Source organism: Fischerella sp., assembly GCF_013388695.1.
Lineage (GTDB): Bacteria > Cyanobacteriota > Cyanobacteriia > Cyanobacteriales > Nostocaceae > PCC9605.
On record NZ_JACAEU010000081.1, the window covers coordinates 1 to 21,282 of the forward strand.

Below are 21,282 nucleotides of genomic sequence, written 5' to 3' on the forward strand. Positions count from 1 at the left end.
TATGAATTTACAATTCACGGGTATGTAGAGACGTAGCATTGCTACGTCTCTACAATGATTTGGCATCGAACTACAAAAATGTATGCACACATAATTCATGACCAAATTCAGCAACGCCGGATAAAGTAAATAACTTCAGCAAATTTTACTCAAATAACGCCAGAAGCAAGACTAATCGGATTAATTTGTGGGATAGACTAATCTCATGGTGTGAGGAATGCAAATATGGCTAATCCACGACCAGGGGGAAAATTAGTCTCGTTAGCTTTTGTAAGCGTATGTTTTTGTTTAGGCATTAGTATCGGATTGAGTATCCGTTTTAAGCGATCGCAAGCAACGGATACGAATAACCTACCCAGTGAAATTGTACCAGACCCGAATTATTCCCCAGATTTTAACTCACCCCCGTTTGTAGATGAGCCAAGTTATACAGACTCCATCACTATCCAAGCAGTAGGAGATGTTATTCCCGGTACAAATTTTCCTAACAAAAGACTACCGCGCGATCGCAACCAACTGCTACCAACATCAGTTAGGACATACTTGCAAAGAGCAGATATACTTTTTGGCAACTTTGAAACCAGCTTAACTAACCATCCTTATACTGCTAAAGATATCACTCGTGGGCAGGTTTTTGCCTTTCGCTCTCCTCCCTCCTATGCTCAGTTATTTGCTGATGCTGGCTTTGATGTGTTCAATATAGCCAACAATCATGCCTTAGATTTTGGTACGGTGGGGTTCCGTGACACTATTAAGAATCTCGCTGCTGTTGGGATTGAAACCTTAGGTCAGAAAAATCAAATTCTTTTGCTAGAAGTTAAAAATATTGCGATCGCAATGATTGGGTTTGCACCCTACGAATTTTATAATTCGATTCACGATTTAGAAACAGCCCAAGCTCTCGTAAAAAAAGCCAAAACCCGAGCAGAGATTGTGATTATATCAATGCACGCAGGAGCAGAAGGAACGGGTGCATTACGAGTTAAAAATCGGACGGAGACTTTTTATGGGGAAAACCGGGGTAATTCAGTCAAGTTTGCCCGCAAAATGATTGATGCAGGAGCAGATTTAATCCTTGGACATGGCCCGCACGTTCCCAGAGCAATGGAACTTTATAAAGGAAAACTCATTGCTTATTCCTTGGGAAATTTTCTTGGATACCGGACTCTATCTACACGATCTCAAACGGCTTACTCAATGATTTTAGAAGTTAAACTGAATTCAAAGGGAGATTTAGTGGGGGGTAGAATTATTCCCGTACATATGGATAGGCAAGGAATACCCCGCATTGATAAGCGTTTCCGAACTGTAGGACTTGTGCGTTATCTGATTGCCAGCGATTTTCCTAATACTTCGATAAAGGTTAACAAAAAGGGAGAAATATTATTAACTAATTAAGATTAGGCAATTACAATTATAAATAATATTTTTTCATAAAAAAATAACTTTATCTTAAATTCCTTGTATCTCAGACAACTGACAATCTAACTCTTCCACTGCTAAACCAGTAGCTTTTTGCCATTCCTCAAAAGTGAAGTTATAGCCATGCGCTTGTGCCATTTGCACAAAGATTTCTAAATCAGGAGCTGAGTTGAGTGTTTCTCGCAAATTGGGATCGGTTTGAGCTGCTCTAAATAGCCTGATTACTTCCTGTTGTGACATAGTTTTTCTCCGAGAATTTCATAAATTTAGCCATTGGTGAAGAGTCAATACAGACGCGATTAATCACGTCTGTGTAAGAGTTATTGGTTTATTTCTCCCCATCTCACACTCAGCATTTCATCTCTAAGTCGGTGAGAGGTTTTGTTCTTGACTATATGGATTATCAAATATCACGTATCCGTACAGTTTACTGTCACATTTACAACAGTTTAGCGATCGCGGGCTTCTACGTCAATTTGCTGATACAGTTCTCAACTTTTTTTATAATTATTACTATAAAAATTTCAAATTTATTTGAAGTCTCTTTAATTTAGCCTAGGCTGAATCTATTATCCATTAGGATTTAGCTCTAATATTACTGATATGACAATAATAATTAAGTCAAAAATATAACTTTTAAACCCTCAGCTTCAGTAATAGTTGCACTATTGATTTTATGTGATTTAAATCACCTTATACGCGATTTTGATCGTTTGGGAATATTATTTAACAAATATTCATAAAGTACTCCAATAGGAATAGCGATCGCAAATTCTGTTCCTTGTCCTAATTTTGAATTAACCTCGATAGTTCCGCCATGTTTTTCCACAACAATTTGACGAGTAATAGATAATCCTAAACCTGTCCCCGTAAGATATAGGGTGCGTTACGCTAGCGCTAACGCACCCTACTAGCTACTTATTGTTTTCTTCCTTCTACTTACTTATCTCGATCTTCATTTCCACCTGTATAACCAGTGGCTACCCATACCAAGGATCTAACTCCATCACGGATAGATTTTGCAATTGGTTCAGGGGAATTGTTGGAAGGTACTGAAACTGGTTTAAAACTAATTCCCCGACTACCTAAGACAATTTCACCGATGACGGTAGCGCGTCGCATATGGTAATCGGAAGTTACCAAGTAGACACTTTTAACCCCACTTTTTTCTAAATCATCCACCAGCGTTGTAAAGTTTTCTACTGTATTGTTTGCCCGATAATCCAAGTGCAACCGCTGAGTATTAATTCCGGCTTTGGCAAATACTTCTCTTGTCACCCTAGGAGGACTACCACCAGAAATCCAAATCGGTAGATTGGAATGCTTACGGGCAAAATCTGCTGTAAACTTTTCTCTTTCTAATTTCCTTGTAGAACCACCCAAGACTAAAATCGCTTGCGGTTGTACTAATTGTCCTTGGATCTCCTTATAACCCCACAACAACATCAATGGTAGGGCTAGGATCGTTAAATGAGAAGAAATACCTTTTAATAGTAGCTTTTTCAAGGTTCTATCACTTCGGCTGCTTCAACAGATTTTGCTTGAAAAAGAATAATAATGTAGATTAACGGAAATAGGAAAAATATGCCCAGATTAATATCTAGGTGATTTTCCTAGTTTGGAAACGGTCATAGGTGACTTACAGCAACAGGCACTTTCTGGCTCGATGCTTGATTGTATCTACTATTGACGCAGATGCAAAGTATTCCTGGTATTTTATTTAACTGTTTTTAGACAACGGGACTGGCCAGATTCGAACCGGCGACCTAGCGCTTAGGAGGCGCTCGCTCTATCCAGCTGAGCTACAGCCCCAAATAAAATAGATATCACTTTACATGATATCACTTTTAGCCAGATTGCCAGCAGTTATTCCAAGCTCCGCCGCCTATTTCTAATCCACACACATAACTGTGTGCTTTCAGGATAATTTTTCCTTGACCATTACTTAATTCTCGTAGTTCTAAATTTAACTGTCCTTGGAGGGTATCACGGCAGCAAAACATTAAGCCATTTTCCGTGGGCGCACGCAGAGGAGTACCTGGTAAATGGGTAGTTCCAAGCAACTCAACCTCGTAGTGTGAATTTCTTGCTTGCATTTGCCATCGTCCCCAAGGCTCGATATTCCACCTAACTTGCGAGTTCCAAGGAACGAATTCATAAAACTTGCCCTGGTAGTGTAAGCCAACCATAGCCACAGATTCCATCCACCATAATACTCCGCGCTTTCCACCACCAGCAGTTAGAGCTAGGTCGGGTTCGTCTAAAAAACTATTACAATTTGCCCAAAACCATTTCTTGGGAAAAGCACCACCCCAATTTTTCTCACTGTAAGCAGGGGCGTTGGTAAATTCGTAGCGTTTACCATTCCAATCTATCCAACCGCTAGCTAACCCATGCGCCATCAATATTTGCCACCCAGGTTCAAAAATCTGCAAAAATGACAGCCAGCCAGCGGTTGATTGCTGTACGCTATTTTGGTTCCCCCAACCGTATACGGGCTGAATTTGATATTGCCAACGGCAATATTTGCCAGTACCGGGATCGCTAATTTCCCCTTGATTCAGAGTAGCTGTCGCTTGATAGCCTTGTTTGACATGAAGCTCAAACTCTGCTGGTTGAAGGTAGCGGGGTTGGATGTTTAGGTCTGTTTTGCCCCAATGACCCAAAGCTAGCACATCCTGCCTTGCCCAAAATTTGCTAACTTCAGGAAAAGTACGACATAAATATTCATCATCTGGCCCCAAGATTTGTGCTGCACCACCACTGTGGGGTTTACCGCCGATGGGGTCTTCGATAGAGTACATAAAGGCAAAAGATTGCCCTTCCCAAGGCAACGTGACGCGGTAATACCAACCTTCAAAGAAGCGACGGTTACTGCCATCCCAGTGATAGCCACTATGAGGAGTTTGGGTGGTGTCAAAAGGATTCTTAACAAGATCAAGCATGAGTTCTGTTCACAGAGGTGTAAGGGTGTAAGAGGATAGGGGTGTGAGGGAACTGCACTTGAGGAATTTGGTTTGTTTTTGTTAATAATGCCTTTAAACCATTTGAGATGTAGAGACGCTTCAAACAGCGCGTCTCTACAATGTTGTCTATTTGTCGCATTCTTTTTTCAAAATGGTATTACCTCTCACACCCAAACCACCCTGACACCCTTTTTTAGTATGCGCGATCGCCTTAACATTTTTAAACAAAAACAAAGCTAATCTATCTTGGGGCTGACACTCGCTAGCATTACCTTTGTTCATCTCCTACAGGTAATGGGGAATTCTCAGCACAGATTGGAAAACTTTGTTGGCAGAAAATTAAAGATAAGGATAAGCCCTAAAACCACTTTGCGCGTTCTAGCTGTTTTTTCTCCCAACCGCAAGCATGGCAGTCTACTTGATTATGACCAAACTCCACTGGCTAGAAGTTACTGAGTATATTTCCCTGTGTGCCTCCGCAATTGGAACCTTGGTGGCAACAGTAACTCAACAGGTTGTCTACGCAGCAGCCCCTTTAACTATAGTTCTTGGTTTGAATGCAGTTAATCGAGATCGATTAAAGCGTTTAAACGAACAGCATCAGCAAAATGCGATCGCCCAATTCGATCAACTCATCGATCCTTTTAGACAACGCCTAGAAAACTTTGATAACTATACCCATAGGTTGAGTCAATCAACTCAAAAACAGATAGAAGAATTACAGCGAAACCAACAGGAGCAAAGTACTGACTCTGTTCAACAACATTTGGTGCAACTAGATACATTAAGACAGCAATTGGGTAGAACGACTGAACAACAAATAGAGCCACTCAAACAACAACTTGCCCAACTTGATACCTTCACCCAACAGTTAAATACAACTACTCAACAACAAATAGAGCCACTCAAACAGCAACTTGCCCAACTTGATACCTTCACCCAACAGTTAGATACAACTACTCAACAACAAATAGAGCCACTCAAACAACAACTTGCCCAACTTGATACCTTCACCCAACAATTGAATACAACTACTCAACAACAAATAGAGCCACTTAAACAACAGCTTGCCCAACTCAATACCTTCACCCAACATTTAAATACAAGTACTCAGAAGCAATTTGAGTTTTTAAGACAGCACTTGGGACAAATTGATACCTTTACACAACAAATAAATACAAATGCTCAGCAGCACATGGATCAACTCCAACAGTTGCAGCAAGCACTTAATATTGACGCTTTCAACCAGCGGCTGGCACAAATCGAGACTTTTACAAAACAGTTAAATACAAATACCCAACAACAAATTCAGCCGATTAGACAGTACCTAACTCAACTAAATGCTTATATACAAAATTTAAGTGCAAGTACTCAAAAACAAATAGAAGAATTCAGGCATGCGATCGCTCTATACCAGACTGAAATGCAAACATTAACACAGTCCCTCACTAAACAACAAGCGCAAATAAATATCACGCTACCAACATTAGTAACACCTCAAGAGCAAATCAGAATTTTGCAAAATCCATCTCCAGTTGAGGAACAAAAAGACTTGCAGCCTCAGCTAAAACCTAAAACAGCAGAAGTTTTAGCACCAGTGGCTGCACCAACATCACACTCAACACAAACACAAAACATCAAATCTCTACCACCTCTCCAAGGACACTCTGAACGGGTGGTATCTGTTGCTTTCTGTCCGCTTCCCCTTAACTCCTCGCAGACAATCTTAGCAAGTGGCAGTCATGACAAAACCGTTAAAATTTGGCATTTAGATAGTCAGCAACACCGTACCTTCACAGCCTCAGGAAAAGTGAATTCAGTTGCTTGGAGTGCTGATGGGAAAACCTTAGCCTGTGGTAGTGATAATAAAAATATTCAATTGTGGAATGTGGTTACGGAACAAGAAATTTGTACATTGACAGGGCATAAAGATAAAGTTTACTCTGTTGCTTTTAGCCCCAATAACAATATTCTCGCTAGCGGTAGTCAAGATCAAACTATTAAACTTTGGTCTTTAGATAACCAGAAAGAAATACAGACACTTACAGGACATATCGATGAAGTATTATGCATTGCTTTTAGCCCAGATGGCAAAATGCTAGCTAGTGGTAGTGGCGATCGCGATCAAACTATTAAAATTTGGTATTTATCACAAAATAAATTTCTTACTCTCAAAAGCAAATCTGGTTTCATGGGAAGAATTTATGCTGTTGCTTTTAGCCCAGATGGCAAAATTTTAGCCAGTGGTCATCAAGACAAAACAATTAAGTTATGGCATGTAGAAAGTGGTCAAGAACTGAGTACTCTGACAGGACACTCTGATGAGGTTTATTCTCTTGCTTTTAGCCCGGATGGCAAAATTTTAGCTAGTGGTAGTTACGATCAAACGATTAAGTTATGGCAGGTAGATACGAGCAAAGAATTAAATAATATTACCGTTGGTGAGGGTGCGATTTACAGTATTGCCTTTAGTCAGGACGGGAAGATCTTGGCTAGTGGAAATGGAGATAAGACAGTCATACTGTTAACACTTCCCCGACTTTAAATCGTAGCTTTTTTAAACGCAGAGGGGCGCAGAGTCTTTACAGGTTTAATTAGTTACAATTTTTGCAATATCGTACTTAGACAAGGAGGACAAGGAAAGGGGAATAAATCGTGTAGGATGCAGGAATTGGATAATTGATTTTTTGGAGTTACCTTAGTAGTATCCCAAAATTTGAGTAACATATTTAACCTTAAATCAACCTTGTGAAATGAAATTGCTTTTTGCAATGGATGAGGAACTTTGTCGATTAATTCTAAAATAGTCATTGCATTCTAATTTCAGTTCTGAAATTTCGCACAAGCACACACATTCCATGCGTATTTCTCTTAAATGGCTGCGGGAACTAGTCGAGGTCAAACTTAGCCCGGAAGATTTAGCAGAAACCCTGACGATGGCGGGGTTTGAAGTAGAAGATATTGAAGATCGCCGCACTTGGGCAGATGGTGTTGTGATTGGGAGAGTGCTTGAGCGGCAACCCCACCCCAATGCTGATAAATTAAGTGTTTGTCAAGTTGATATCGGTACAGGAGAAACTCTCAATATCGTTTGCGGTGCTGCCAATGTCCGCGCTGATATTTATGTGCCAGTTGCAACAGTAGGTACTTACTTACCAAATATCAATTTAAAGATTAAACCTGCAAAACTGCGCGGTGTCCCGTCGAACGGCATGATTTGTTCTCTAAAAGAACTGGGTTTGCCTAGCGATGTAGACGGGATTCATATCTTTACCCAGGAAAATCTCCAACTGGGTAGCGATGTGCGATCGCTGTTGGGTTTAGATGATGTAATTTTAGATGTGACTGCGACTGCTAACCGCGCTGATGCCTTGAGTATGGTAGGTATAGCCCGGGAAGTAGCAGCCCTGACAGGCGCAAAACTAACTATTCCCGAACCTGATGAGGTGTCGGTTCCCCAAGGGGCGGGAAATTTAGCGATTAAAGTAGCTGATACACAAGCTTGCCCTGCTTATATTGGTACGGTAATTGAACAAGTAAAAATTGCACCCTCTCCTGATTGGTTGCAACAGCGCTTGCGAGCCGCAGGAGTGCGACCAATAAATAATGTAGTAGACATTACTAACTATGTATTGTTGGAATGGGGACAGCCGCTACACGCCTTCGATCGCGATCGCCTCAAAACAGTAGCAGCTGGTGACAAATTAAACATTGGTGTTCGCTTTGCCAACGCGGGAGAAACCCTGAAAACCCTAGACGGACAAACTCGCACTCTCTCTATCCAAAACCTACTCATCACCGCCAACGATAAACCCGTTGCTCTCGCAGGAGTGATGGGAGGCGAAGAAACCGAAGTCCATGAAGGTACGCAAAACCTTGTATTAGAAGCAGCATTATTTGATTCCGTTGCCATTCGCCGTTCTTCTCGGAGTGTGGGGTTAAGAAGTGAGTCTTCTGCTCGCTACGAACGCGGTATAAACAGCGCTGGGTTGGAAATAGCCACACGCCGCGCCTTAAACTTAATTACCGAACTCGCTCAGGGAAATCTTGTCACTCAGGAAATTAGCGATACTCGTCCCGATCCATCCACTTGGACACGTTCGATAGAACTACGTTTAGAGCGAGTTAATCAAGTGTTGGGGCCTGTTGATTTGGGAGAAAAAACCGGAGAACTGCAAGCTGAAGATGTAGAACGCATCTTAACGGCATTAGGATGTCAGCTTACTTCTTTAGACGAAGGCAAGTGGATGGTGACAGTACCGCCCTACCGTTACCGCGACTTAGAACGGGAAATAGATTTAGTTGAAGAAATTGCCCGTCTCTACGGCTACGATCATTTCTGCGACACTCTACCCGAAAAGTCAGGAGCAGGTTATCTACCTTTTGATGTGGAAATGCTCCGGAAACTGCGAACTGCCTTCCGGGCAGAAGGTTTGACAGAATTAATGCACTACTCCCTAGTCAAGCCTGGGGGAGACAGACAGATAGCGCTAGCAAATCCGTTATTTGTAGAATATTCAGCCCTGCGAACTGATTTGATATCCGGGTTAATAGACGCTTTTGTGTACAACTTAGAACAAGGTAACGGCCCCCTCAACGGTTTTGAAATTGGGCGAATTTTCTGGCAGGAAGAAAACGGCTTGCAAGAAGCGGATGCCATAGCCGGAATTATGGGGGGCGATCGCACCTCCAGCAAGTGGACAAGAAGCGGACGCGAACAACCCATGACTTGGTTTGAAGCCAAAGGCGTACTCGAAAGCGTATTTCAGCAAATGGGTTTGCAAGTAGAATATCAACCCGATTGCCGTGATGAACGCTTGCATCCAGGACGCACTGCTTCATTGTGGATCGGAGGAAACAGACTGGGCATCTTTGGGCAACTGCATCCCCAACTACGGCACGAAAGAGGTTTACCAGAAGCAGTTTACCTGTTTCAAATGCATCTGGATGTACTGTTGGACGCACTGGATCAAGATGAAATCATCGTACCGACATTTAAACCTTATTCCACCTATCCAGCTACTGACAGAGACATTGCCTTTTTCGCACCCGTAAAGGTGACAGTTGCCGAAATCGAAAAAGCAATTAACAACGCAGGCAAAGATTTGCTAGAGTCTGTGGAATTGTTTGACGAATATCGCGGCGAACATGTACCACCAGGACAGCGGAGTTTGGCATTCCGCTTAATTTATCGGGCTAGCGATCGCACTCTTACCGATGCAGAAGTTGAACCAGTACATCAAAAAGTTCGCGATACACTAGTCGAAAAATTTGGTGTTGCCTTGAGAAGTTAATAGTACTTAATGGTTAGTGGTTAGTGGTTAGTGGTTAGTGGTAAAAAACCAACAACTAACAGCTATCTACTATCTACTAACAACTATCTACTATCTACTAACCATCCTTTTGAATTTTGAGAATTGATTACCTATGCCCAAATATGTAATGTGGGGAACTTACTGCGAAGATGTCCTCGAAAAACGCGCTCCTTACCGACAAGCGCATTTAGATGGACTGGCAAAACAGAAAGAATCTGGCGTGTTAATTACTATTGGCCCTACTAAAGATGTGACCAAAGTGTTTGGAATTTATGAAGCGCCAGATGAAGAAACAGTACGCCAGTTAGTAGAAAACGATCCCTACTGGCAAAACGGTATTTGGACAGAATACTTTATCAAAGAATGGATTCAGGCATTTTGATTCACATCAAGCTAAGCTGCTCTCTTACACACAGCACTTTAATTCCTAGCGAATAAAACTCGCAAAAACTCTGCGTACCTCCGCGTTTCCTCTGCGTACCTCTGCGTTAAAAAACCCTACTATTTTACGCAAAGCAATAACTAATGAATATGGACAACCCTAACTACCATATGCCAATAAAAAAACTGGCAGCCGAACATACTTTTTTACGGGTATCATGAAAGAATTTTCATGCAAGAAAAATTACTGTTGCCTAGACTGAAAGTAGAGTCAAACAAATTCAATCATTAAATTAAATCTGTTGAGAAGGTACTTCTATGAACAAAATATTGAAACGTGCATTTTTACCCAGCTTAATGGCTGCAAGTGTAGCTGGAGCTAGCTTGGTTCCTGCTCAACCTGCGTCTGCTGATGAATACATCCTCCAAGATACCGCGATCGGAGCAGGTGCTGGCATCCTATCTGGTGCGATCAGAGGACGTGGTTCTGTATTAAACAACGCTGTTAAGGGTGCTGCTGCTGGTGCTGCTGTCAATGCCGTTCACGGTACTAGAAAGCAACCGCAAAACCGTGTATACCGTAACATCGGTCAAGATGTCGGCGTCGGTGCGGCTGCTGGTGCAGCAACTGGCACAATTCTTCGTGGCAACACCAGAAATGCCGCTGGCGATGCAATTGATGGCGCAGCCGCAGGTGCAGCTATCAACATCCTTACCAATGGAAGAAGAAGGTAATTCGGAAATTACCAGTTCAAGCACTAACTACGTGCTGACAGCAAAACTCCAACGCCTCTGATACATCACTTGTTTGCTGCGGATAGACAACCTCTGGGCGAGTAATTATTACTAGCTTTACGCCCAACTCCGCTGCAACCCTTCGCTTAACGTCCTCTCCTCCTGCTGTACCTGATGCCTTGGTGATAACTAAGGAAATATCCCAGTGACGCCATAGCGCCTTTTCTAAATCAGCTGAGATGGGAGGACGTAAGCAAATAATTCTATCTGGTGTAAATCCTGCCTTTGATGCAGCCTCTAAAGCTATTTGTGAAGGAAGTAGCCTAGCAAACAAAGTAGCTCGCTCTTGCCAAGGTAAAAATAGGTGCAATGGTCTATATCCCACAGTCAAAAGCACCCGTTCCTTAGTTAAGTAATTTCCGCAAATTGCTGTATTAAAACTATCTATATAAACTATTCTCCCCTTCCCCTCCTCTCCCCTTCCCCCCCTCTCTTCAATAACGGGGCGTTCATAGCGCAGGTAAGGAATTTGCAACTTTTGACACACTGCGATCGCATTTTTGGAAATTTCCACTGCGTAAGGGTGAGATGCATCTAAAACAGCAGCAATTTGCTGTTGTTGCAAAAATTTATCTAAGTTTACAAAATTTAAATTTCCTACCCAAACCAACAACGTCGATGCATTTGGGTAAAGCGATCGCGCTGCTTCTGTGGTGACAGAAACGACGCAAGAAATTTGGGAGTGGGCGAGTGCTTCTGCTAAAAAAACGCTTTCAGCAGTCCCACCAATTAACCAGATTCGTCCCACCACCGAATTCTCATGATTGGAAATTTAACAGTAATCTTTAACCCTTGAGCGCCTTTCTAAAGTTTTGACGATAAGACTTATTTGCAATATACAAAGCTGGCCAAAGCAAAGATAACATCAGGCGATTGCCCAAGCTGCGAGTGAAGTTCGTATTTCTAAATCCACTCCAAAACTTCCATGCACCACCTACGTAACCTACTAAAAGTACAAAACCAATCAATTCACCCATTCCAATCTACTCCACAAGCACAAGACAGTATCTATAAAAATCCTTATATTCCAGTTTAAAGTAGCCTTCCTCATAGCATCCAGTTATAGTTCATCAACAAAGCAATCCAAAACTCGGTGAAAATCAAGTCAAAAAGCAAAACTAAAAACAAAAACAAAAATATTTATATTTTTTCTTGTTGATTAGTCATTAGTAAAGACAAAGGACAAAAGACTAATGACTCCGCGTAGCGGCTTGATTTTGTATCGACAAACAAGCTAGTGTGATGAGTAGATGTACTTATGCTTAGCTAGATGCATCTTGCGGAAGTTCCTCAAATTTCAATATCCATAGGACACTAAAGAAAGGAGACAGAACTTCATCTGATTTAACCTTGATGCAGCAAGTGGTGCAAATAGCCTAAGGAGGATCTATGAGAGCAGTACTGATGGCAGGAGGATCGGGAACGCGACTTCGTCCGTTAACATGCGACCTGCCTAAACCTATGGTACCCATCCTAAATCGACCAATTGCCGAACATATAATTAATCTTCTCAAACGGCATGACATCACAGAAGTAGTTGCCACACTGCATTATTTACCTGATGCCTTGCGAGATTACTTTCAAGATGGCAGCGATTTTGGTGTACAGATTACTTACTCAGTGGAAGAAGACCAGCCCTTGGGTACAGCAGGCTGTGTGAAAAACATTGCTGAACTTCTAGATGAAACCTTTTTAGTAATTAGCGGTGATAGTATCACAGATTTTGATCTGTCAGCAGCAATTGAATTTCACAAACAAAAAAAATCGAAAGCAACTTTGATTTTGACTCGTGTTCCCAACCCAATAGAGTTTGGAGTAGTAATTACTAATGAAGAAGGCCGAATTAAACGATTTTTAGAAAAACCTTCTACTAGTGAAATTTTTTCCGATACTGTTAACACTGGTGCTTACATTTTGGAGCCAGAGGTTTTGGAATATTTGCCAGCTAACCAGGAATCGGACTTTTCTAAAGATTTATTTCCTTTGCTGCTGGAAGAAGGCGAACCAATGTTTGGTTACATCGCTAAAGGCTACTGGTGCGATGTCGGTCATTTAGATGCCTATCGTGAAGCTCAGTATGATGCATTAGATCGTAAAGTTAAGCTTGACTTTCCTTATAAAGAGCAATCTCCTGGTTTATGGGTAGGTCAAAACACTTACATTGACCCCACAGCTGAAATTGAGGCCCCTGCCATTATTGGTGACAATTGCCGCATCGGGGCCAGAGTTCAGATCGAAGCAGGAACAGTGATTGGGGATAATGTCACCATTGGTGCTGATGCCAACCTCAAGCGCCCGATTCTTTGGAATGGTGCAATTATTGGTGAGGAAGCGCACCTATCCGCTTGCGTAATTTCCCGTGGTACTCGTGTAGACCGCCGCGCTCATGTATTAGAAGCTGCCGTAGTCGGTTCACTTTCAACGGTGGGAGAAGAAGCCCAAATTAGCCCTGGCGTGCGGGTTTGGCCCAGTAAAAAGATTGAGTCAGGGGCGATTTTGAATATTAACCTGATTTGGGGGAATACCGCCCAGCGCAACTTGTTTGGGCAACGGGGCGTACAAGGATTGGCAAATATTGATATTACCCCTGAATTTGCAGTGAAATTGGGTGCTGCTTATGGTTCTACTTTGAAACCCGGTTCAAAGGTAACGGTTTCCCGCGACCAACGCAATATCTCGCGCATGGTCACTCGCTCGTTAATCGCCGGTCTCATGTCCGTTGGTGTGAATATTCAGAACCTAGACGCGACAGCTATCCCGATCGCGCGTACTGTGATACCAACAATGGGTGTAGCTGGCGGTATCCACGTACGCGTACATCCAGATCGCCCAGATTATATCTTGATTGAATTCCTCGACGCCAAGGGCATTAATATTTCCAAAGCTAAAGAAAAGAAAATTGAAGGCGCTTACTTCAAAGAAGATATGCGGCGATCGCTCATTCACGAAATTGGCGATGTTGCCTATCCCAGTGAAGTGGCTGACGAATACTGCACAGCCTTTGAAAAGCTGTTACACATTGACACAATTCGCAATAGTCGGGCAAAAGTAGTAATTGACTACGTTTATGCCGTATCCGGTGCAGTGTTGCCGCAAATGTTAGACAAGTATGCGGTGGATGCGGTAGTGCTGAATGCCAGTTTGAATAAAACTGCCATGTCTGCTACTGACCGTGAAACACTACTGACGCAGTTGGGTCATGTAGTAGAGGCGTTAAAAGCGAACTTTGGCGTCCAGGTATCGGCGAATGGCGAACAGCTAATTTTGGTTGATGAATCTGGCATAGCTATTCGTGGGGAAATGTTAACAGCACTGATGGTAGACATGATGTTAACCTCCAATCCTAGAGGAACAGTTGTCGTACCAGTACATGCATCCAGTGCGGTAGAACAAATTGCCCGTCGCCACGATGGTAAAGTCATTCGCACCAAAGCCAATCCCACGGCGTTGATGGAGGCAAGTTACAAGAATCCGAATGTAGTGTTGGGAGGTAGTGCAGACACAGGCTTTATTTTCCCGCAATTGCATCCGGGTTTTGATGCCATGTTCTGCATTGCTAAATTAATTGAGATGCTGACAATCCAAGAGCGATCGCTTGCCGCCGTCCGGTCAGAATTGCCGCGCGTGGTACATAAATCTCATGTGATTCGTTGTCCCTGGACTGCCAAAGGAGCACTAATGCGTCACCTGGTAGAAACTCACCCAGCACAAAATCTGGAATTAATCGATGGGGTAAAAATTTGCCACCCCTACGATGATAGTTGGGTGTTAGTTTTACCCGATGCCAGCGAACCACTAGTACATTTGTATGCCAATAGTAACGATCGCGATTGGGTAGATGAGACTTTAAGACATTACCGCGCCCGCGTGCAGACGTTTGTAGAAAAAGAACAGGAACAAGTTGTGGCAGAAGTGTAGCAGCAAATCTGATTTGTAAACGCCTTATTGTATAGCCCGCATACGCGGGCTTTGTTTATTTAGTCCTGTCTTCTAGGCATTTTTAAATTTGTTTGTTATTTCCTGTCTATTAGCAAATGCGTCTGAGTATACGTTGTAAATCTTTTAATTGCTCAAGTGCAATGTTTTCTTTTGAGAGAGTTTGAACCATAATTTATTAATATTAATTTGTTAAATATAATCATCATATTAGAGTAGTAAGACTTTCTTTTCAAACGAACCACAAAGTACACAAAGTACAGGAAGAAAAGACATAAAAAGGGATTTTTACGAATTATTTAGGATTACTATAAGGATTTTTTAGTAATATCGTTTCTTTGTGAAGCTGCGCCAAATTCTCTCCATATCTCCTCTCTTTGTGTTCTTTGTGGTACCCTACGGGAAGCCGCTACGCGTCTACGTTTTTATTTCTGACACGGAGGGCGCATCTTTATACAGAATTGGTATAAGGTGGGCAATGCCCACCCTAAAGAGTAATTAACGGTCTACCGATCCCATAATTACGTCAATGCTGCCCAGAATCACCACAATATCTGCTACCTTCACGCCTCTTAGCAAATGAGGCAGAATTTGTAGGTTATTGTAATCCGCCGGACGGATCTTCCATCGCCAAGGGAAAACGTTATCATCGCCTATCAAGTAAATTCCCAATTCACCTTTGCCGCTTTCTACACGACTATAAATTTCTCCTTTGGGAATCTTAAAGGTGGGAGCGACTTTTTTAGCAATGTACTGGTAATCAAAGTCATCCCACTCGGATTTTTTACCTGCCTGCATCCGTTTGGCTTCCAGATTCTCGTAAGGGCCGCCTGGAAGTCCTTTGATGGCTTGTCTAATAATCTTCACGGATTCGCGCATTTCCCGCATCCGCACCAAGTAACGGGCTAGACAATCTCCGGCTGTTTCCCAGTGTACTTCCCAGTCGAAGTCGTCATAACATTCGTAATGGTCTACTTTCCGTAAATCCCACTTCACGCCAGATGCCCGTAACATCGGGCCGGAAAGCCCCCAGTTAATTGCTTCTTCGCGCGTGATAGTACCGACACCTTCGACGCGACGGCGGAAAATGGGGTTATTAGTAACCAAGCGCTCATACTCGTCTACTTTCGGCAATAAGTCGTCGCAAAAGTCTAAGCACTTGTCAACCCAACCGTAAGGTAAGTCAACTGCTACTCCCCCAATCCGGAAGTAATTGTTGTTGACCATGCGATAACCTGTGGCTGCTTCCCACAGATCGTAAATCATTTCCCGTTCGCGGAACTGATAGAAAAAGGGAGTTTGAGCGCCCACATCAGCAAGAAAGGGGCCAAACCACAGTAAGTGGTTGGCGATGCGGTTCAACTCCAGCATGATGACGCGGATGTAGCTGGCGCGTTTGGGGACGGTAATACCTGCTAACTTTTCTGGGGCGTTAACAGTAACGGCTTCGTTAAACATACCCGCTGCGTAGTCCCAGCGGCTCACGTAGGGAACATACTGGAGATTGGTGCGGTTTTCCGCGATTTTTTCCATTCCCCGGTGCAGGTAGCCAATTACCGGTTCACAATCAACGACATCCTCGCCATCTAAGGTGACAATTAACCGCAGAACCCCGTGCATTGAGGGGTGATGGGGCCCCATGTTCAGCACCATAGGTTCAGTGCGGGTTTCTATTCTTGCCATAGATTCAGTGTTCTCCCGTTTGTGAACGATGAAGCCAGTAACCCCTACTTGGAAATGTGTTTGACGTTCTGATTTCGGGTGGCTTTTTGAATATACATTTGCTACTAATACGCATAAATTCAACAGGTTAGGGCTGCGGAATTCATGCGTTTGGCTTGCATTTAACTAATTTAATTATATTGAGATGGGTGTGGGTAAGCCGATTCTCACTCACAGAACTATCTATAAGCATTCCAGAAGATAGCGATAGGTTATATTGGTGTTTGAACGCACCAACATGCATAAGTATGACTTTAAATCAAGAGCAGTTTGATATATCCATTCGTTAAATAAGAAAGGGAAAAAGGAAAGGTGCAAGGATGATGAAAGGGAAGATTTTTATATGTGTCACTTCAAATAGTGTCACTTTGTATATTGACAAATAAATAGATAATTGAGCTTCTATTTGAACATATCAATTAGACAGTCAGGGCTATTTAACACACCTACTGTATTTATTTATCGTTAATTGTTCATTTCTGCGCCAGCCCATATGAATTCTCATTCCTCTCAACCACTAGATATCGAAGAACCGACTTTTTCCCATATTCCTGTCTTACCTCAGGAAGTCATTGAAGGCTTGGTGGTACGTCCTGGTGGGCATTATTTAGATGCAACGGTAGGAGGAGGTGGTCACACTCGCTTGATTTTAGAAGCTGCACCAGATGTGCGAGTCACCGCCATTGACCAGGATGAAGATGCTTTGGCGGCGGCGAGAAAGGAGTTGGCTGAGTTTGGGGAGAAAATCACTTTTATTCACAGTAATTTTGCTGCCTATAAGTACCCATCTAATACTTTTGACGGTATTCTTGCTGATTTAGGCGTGAGTTCTTACCATTTGGATAGGCCAGAACGGGGCTTTAGCTTTCGCCATGAAGCAGAATTAGATATGCGGATGGACACAAGCCAATCTCTTACTGCGGCTGATGTCGTGAATGAATGGGATGAAGCGGAGTTAGCTAATATTTTCTTTACGTACGGCGAAGAGAGACTTTCGCGGCGCATTGCCAAACGCATTGTTGAACAGCGTCCATTTCACACTACCACTGAGCTAGCACAGGCGATCGCCTCCTCCGTCCCTCCTAAATATCGTTATGGCAGAATTCACCCCGCCACCCGTGTTTTTCAAGCGCTGCGAATTGTGGTCAATGACGAGTTAAAGTCTTTAGAAACCTTTCTTGCTAAAGCACCACAGGCACTCATACCAAGTGGTAGAATCGCGATTATCAGTTTTCATAGCCTAGAAGACCGCTTAGTGAAGCACAGTTTTAGAAATTCATCCTTATTGCAGGTTTTGACAAAAAAGCCAATTACCGCACAAGAAGAAGAAATTGTTAATAATCCCCGCGCTCGTTCTGCCAAACTGAGAATCGCCCAGAGAGTTGCTGCATCCTAAAATAGCTCATAGAGAAAAAATTTAATTAATTTCTTCATACTCAGAGATATTTATGTTAACGTAGACGCGCAGCGGCTTGCCGCAGGCTACCACAAAGGACACAAAGGACACAAAGAGTTTAAGAAGTTGGTAGGAATTGGTGATTTTTATTTCGTTGTATGAAACCAGCTTGCTTAATTCACATCAGGCGTGACTTAATTAGATCAAAGCAGACCGTAAAAACTTTTGTATATCTTTAGCTTGCACATGCTCAGGAAAGACAGTCAAAAAATCATCCAGATCGCGAATAGCTTCGTGAATGTGCTCTAAAGAAGCACCTTTAGATAAAGCATACTGGTATAACTGCTTCGCTATTGGGATGTACTGAACAGCCAAAAAGTAAAGGGCGAGGTTAAAGGTATTGCGCCAGTCTTGAGCATGTTGTTCAAAATGCTGTTTAGCAAGTTGAATTGCTAGAGCAAAATCAGCCTGTGCTTTGTCTGGTTTGTTAAGAGCTTGGTAAGTTAAAGCTCGAACATACAAACACCAATTATTATTAGATTCCAACTCTAGAGCGTTTTTAAAATCTATCAGAGTATCATTGTATCGTTTCAGCATGAGATAAATTTCCCCCCGACTGACCAATGCCCAAGCATAGCTAGGGTTAAGTATAATCGCGCGGTCAAAGTCTTTAAGTGCTTCTTCATAGCGCTGCATTAGGCGGTAAGTTTCCCCTCGACCTGCCAGCGCCCAAGCGTTATTAGGGTTAAGTTTAATCGCACGATCAAAGTTTTTAAGTGCTTGCTCGTAACGCTGCATCAAGCAATAATTTTGACCCCGACTAGCCAGCGCCCAAGGGTTATTGGGGTTAAGCCTAATGGCGCGGTCAAGGTCTTTGAGTGCTTGCTCGTAACGCTGCATTGATTGATAAGTTTGACCCCGACTAGCTAGCGCCCAGTCGAAGTTAGGGTTAATTTCAATGGCACGGTCAAAGTCTAGGAGTGCTTCTTGGTAACGCTGCATTAAGCGGTAAGTTTCACCTCGACTTGCTAGCGCTAAGTCGAGGTTGAAGTCAAGTTCAATAGTGCGATTAAAATCCTGGAGTGCTTCTTCATAACACTGTGTTAAGCGATAAGTGTCACCCCGAATTGCCATTACCCAGTCTAAGTTAGGGTTGAGTTCAATGGCGCGGTTAAAGTCCTGGAGTGCTTCCTGATAATGCTGTATTGAGCGATAAGTTAGACCCCGAATTGCCAGTACCCAGTCTAAGTTAGGGTTGAGTTCAATGGCACGGTTAAAGTCCTGGAGTGCTTCCTGATAACGCTGTATTGAGTAATAAGTTTTGCCTCGAACCGCTAAATACTCAGCTTGATAGGGAGCTAAATTAATAGCCTCAGTCATATCTTCCAAAGCTTTCGAGTATTTGTTAGTTTGAGAATAGATATATCCACGCCAGTCTAAAGCTACTAAACGCCATTGTGCATCAAGATTGGCATGGCTCAACAAAGCTGTGAACATGTCCACAACAACATCGTAGCGATTTTCATTATTAGCTTTTAATCCCTCAACTAGCTTTTCACCCCAGTGCTGAACTTCATCTGTATCTGCATCTTTACCAGCCTGCACCATTGTTTCTGCCCAGATGTGAGCAAAGCTGCGTTGATTTTTAAGAGCAGCTAGGAATCCATTCAGAGCTAAAGGTAAATACTTGAGTGGTGATTGACACAAACGATGATATATAAGGTTCAGTGTATGGCTTTGCCAGGTTTGGTCACGCCATTTCTTTTGTTCATCCAATTGCAGGTCATTGCGTAGAGTGTCGTAGTAGTCTGCCAACTTACCATGCAACTGTACCCAACTTTGTGGTGATGAAAGACGCTTGTAGTGTAAAATTTGCGTTTTGATGACATCATGATACACCCAGCCATTGGGACGCTCTTTGACAAAGGGCATTTCTTTCAGCCAGTTAAATAGTCCATCTGCCTCTTGTTTTTCTCGCAACTTAGCGAGAATATCCCGATTTAAACACTGAGGAATGGCAGCATTCACCACTGCTTGTCGCCGTGTTGGATCTTCCACCCATTTCAAGAAATGTTCTATTGCTGTGCCCCTGGGATCGCCAACCTGACTAGAGTGATGAGGAACTTCAGCTGCTAAGGTAGCTACTAACAGTGGTAAACATCCAGAAAGGCTGATAATTGTATCAATGACGTGACTGTTTGTAATGCCTTTTCGCGTTAAATATTCTTGGGCTTCCTCTTTAGTAAAAGGTTCCAAGGGCAAACACGCTATTGATCCTTCGTAAAATGCCCAATGGTTTTTGTCCAACTCCTGGCGACCTGCAATAATCAGTATTATATTGAGCGGTACTTCACCATAATGACCGTCCAAAATCTCTTTTAGCCAGCGATCTAAAAATTCTTCTGTGCGCTCGTAAGTATCGAAAAATAAAGCGATGTGATAATTATCTGCTAATTTCCCAATCTCTTCTAAAAACAAAGGCGTTAGCACTGCTTGTGGTTCCAGTAATAGGCGCACTTCGTCCTTATTGGTCAATTTTTTAGTTACAAAGGCTGACCATTCCCACGCTTGTTCTACAAATTTAAATACAACACCAGTACCAGGAACTTGCCGTACTAAATGCACTCCGCCTTGGGCTACAGTTTGCCCTAAAAAAGCCGACAAACCAAGAGGAACTTCCGGATCGCTTTCTAATTCTTGCTGCTTCTGGCGGTAAATTTTGTAACATTCACTAAATTTTTCTAGTTTGTGACCTTGCTGTTCTAACTGCTTGGCTAAACTAGCCATTACTTCTGGTACGCTTTTTTCTCCTTCGTCTGTGTAAGCAGCGATCGCTTTTGCCTCTTCTGCAATTGTACGAAACTGCCGCAGCAGAGTAGTTTTGCCAACTCCACCTTGACCCCAGACATTAAATATAAAGCGACGACGTTCATCTTGAAGTAGTAATTCTAAATTGCGGCGAAATAAGGTGATTTGTTTTTCTCGCCCTACAAAATTTGACTGCTGCTGTTGCTTGAGAATCTCTTCCTGGCTTTTATGCTTTTTTCGCGGGTTCATCGCGAGGTTATATTTTTAGATGCAAATATAAACAACGATAATTACTAACAGCTTCTGTAATTCCCGCGTTGAATAAATTTTTGAATAATTTTTTTAGTTTTTTTGTTTAAATTTATCTGGCAGCGATCGCACTCTTAAAACTTCACACTGGGTATTGGTAATTGGGGATTGGGTACTGGGGAGAATGATGAATGCTGAAAATTTCATAATTCATAATTCATAATTCATAATTTTTTAATTCCTGATATTATGCTTCTCACACCAAAATTAGGTGAATTTTGCTAGTTTAGCT

The 21,282-nt window shown here is 42.5% G+C and carries 15 protein-coding genes, 1 tRNA gene and 1 pseudogene; 7 read left to right on the plus strand and 10 right to left on the minus strand.

The window, feature by feature from the left end; all coding sequences use genetic code 11:
* Positions 1-225 precede the first annotated feature (225 nt).
* Entirely contained in the window at positions 226-1,398 is a 1,173-nt protein-coding gene (locus HXY43_RS10820) for a CapA family protein (protein WP_290883182.1), read from the plus strand.
* A 54-nt stretch (positions 1,399-1,452) separates the two neighbouring features.
* Here the strand turns inward: HXY43_RS10820 and HXY43_RS10825 are convergent, their stop codons facing one another.
* The 6 genes and pseudogenes from HXY43_RS10825 to HXY43_RS10850 form a co-directional block, all read right to left on the minus strand.
* Positions 1,453-1,662, minus strand: a complete 210-nt coding sequence (locus HXY43_RS10825; protein WP_290883184.1) for a Nif11-like leader peptide family natural product precursor — start codon at positions 1,660-1,662, stop codon at positions 1,453-1,455.
* 448 nt (positions 1,663-2,110) lie between these two features.
* Positions 2,111-2,281 (minus strand): annotated as a pseudogene (locus tag HXY43_RS10830) (ATP-binding protein); the annotation flags it as partial.
* A gap of 80 nt (positions 2,282-2,361) precedes the next feature.
* Positions 2,362-2,868: a YdcF family protein gene (locus HXY43_RS10835; RefSeq protein WP_290883247.1), complete on the minus strand. Its 507-nt coding sequence runs from the start codon at positions 2,866-2,868 to the stop codon at positions 2,362-2,364.
* Between the two features lie 292 nt (positions 2,869-3,160).
* Positions 3,161-3,234, minus strand: a tRNA-Arg gene (locus tag HXY43_RS10840).
* A 35-nt stretch (positions 3,235-3,269) separates the two neighbouring features.
* Positions 3,270-4,367 carry a tocopherol cyclase family protein gene (locus HXY43_RS10845; RefSeq protein ID WP_290883185.1) on the minus strand — a complete coding sequence of 366 codons (1,098 nt, stop codon included), beginning with the start codon at positions 4,365-4,367 and terminating at the stop codon, positions 3,270-3,272.
* Between the two features lie 147 nt (positions 4,368-4,514).
* Positions 4,515-4,670, minus strand: a complete 156-nt coding sequence (locus tag HXY43_RS10850; protein WP_155960385.1) for a hypothetical protein — start codon at positions 4,668-4,670, stop codon at positions 4,515-4,517.
* Positions 4,671-4,794: 124 nt separating this feature from the next.
* On the opposite strand from HXY43_RS10850, the gene HXY43_RS10855 reads away from it, so the two are divergent.
* The 4 genes from HXY43_RS10855 to HXY43_RS10870 all read left to right on the plus strand — a co-directional run bounded on the left by HXY43_RS10855 (position 4,795) and on the right by HXY43_RS10870 (position 10,819).
* Positions 4,795-6,933: a WD40 repeat domain-containing protein gene (locus tag HXY43_RS10855; protein ID WP_367161478.1), complete on the plus strand. Its 2,139-nt coding sequence runs from the start codon at positions 4,795-4,797 to the stop codon at positions 6,931-6,933.
* Positions 6,934-7,246: 313 nt separating this feature from the next.
* Entirely contained in the window at positions 7,247-9,682 is a 2,436-nt protein-coding gene (gene pheT, locus HXY43_RS10860; protein WP_290883187.1) for a phenylalanine--tRNA ligase subunit beta, read from the plus strand.
* Between the two features lie 133 nt (positions 9,683-9,815).
* Positions 9,816-10,085 carry a YciI family protein gene (locus HXY43_RS10865; RefSeq protein WP_290883189.1) on the plus strand — a complete coding sequence of 90 codons (270 nt, stop codon included), beginning with the start codon at positions 9,816-9,818 and terminating at the stop codon, positions 10,083-10,085.
* Between the two features lie 317 nt (positions 10,086-10,402).
* Positions 10,403-10,819, plus strand: a complete 417-nt coding sequence (locus HXY43_RS10870; RefSeq protein WP_290883191.1) for a hypothetical protein — start codon at positions 10,403-10,405, stop codon at positions 10,817-10,819.
* A gap of 16 nt (positions 10,820-10,835) precedes the next feature.
* On the opposite strand, the gene HXY43_RS10875 is transcribed toward HXY43_RS10870, so the two are convergent.
* A complete protein-coding gene (locus HXY43_RS10875) occupies positions 10,836-11,630 on the minus strand; it encodes a cobalt-precorrin-6A reductase (protein ID WP_290883192.1) in 795 nt (264 codons plus the stop codon).
* A gap of 34 nt (positions 11,631-11,664) precedes the next feature.
* A complete protein-coding gene (locus tag HXY43_RS10880) occupies positions 11,665-11,856 on the minus strand; it encodes a hypothetical protein (protein WP_026732205.1) in 192 nt (63 codons plus the stop codon).
* A gap of 412 nt (positions 11,857-12,268) precedes the next feature.
* On the opposite strand from HXY43_RS10880, the gene HXY43_RS10885 reads away from it, so the two are divergent.
* Positions 12,269-14,797, plus strand: a complete 2,529-nt coding sequence (locus tag HXY43_RS10885; protein WP_290883195.1) for a mannose-1-phosphate guanyltransferase — start codon at positions 12,269-12,271, stop codon at positions 14,795-14,797.
* A 516-nt stretch (positions 14,798-15,313) separates the two neighbouring features.
* Here HXY43_RS10885 and HXY43_RS10890 read toward each other — a convergent pair.
* Complete coding sequence (locus HXY43_RS10890) at positions 15,314-16,498, minus strand: NAD(P)H-quinone oxidoreductase subunit H (RefSeq protein WP_290883196.1); 1,185 nt, start codon at positions 16,496-16,498, stop codon at positions 15,314-15,316.
* A 532-nt stretch (positions 16,499-17,030) separates the two neighbouring features.
* Here HXY43_RS10890 and rsmH point away from each other — a divergent pair.
* Entirely contained in the window at positions 17,031-17,933 is a 903-nt protein-coding gene (rsmH, locus tag HXY43_RS10895) for a 16S rRNA (cytosine(1402)-N(4))-methyltransferase RsmH (protein ID WP_290883197.1), read from the plus strand.
* Between the two features lie 198 nt (positions 17,934-18,131).
* Here rsmH and HXY43_RS10900 read toward each other — a convergent pair whose 3' ends face one another.
* Entirely contained in the window at positions 18,132-20,990 is a 2,859-nt protein-coding gene (locus HXY43_RS10900; RefSeq protein ID WP_290883199.1) for an ATP-binding protein, read from the minus strand.
* Positions 20,991-21,282: the final 292 nt, after the last annotated feature.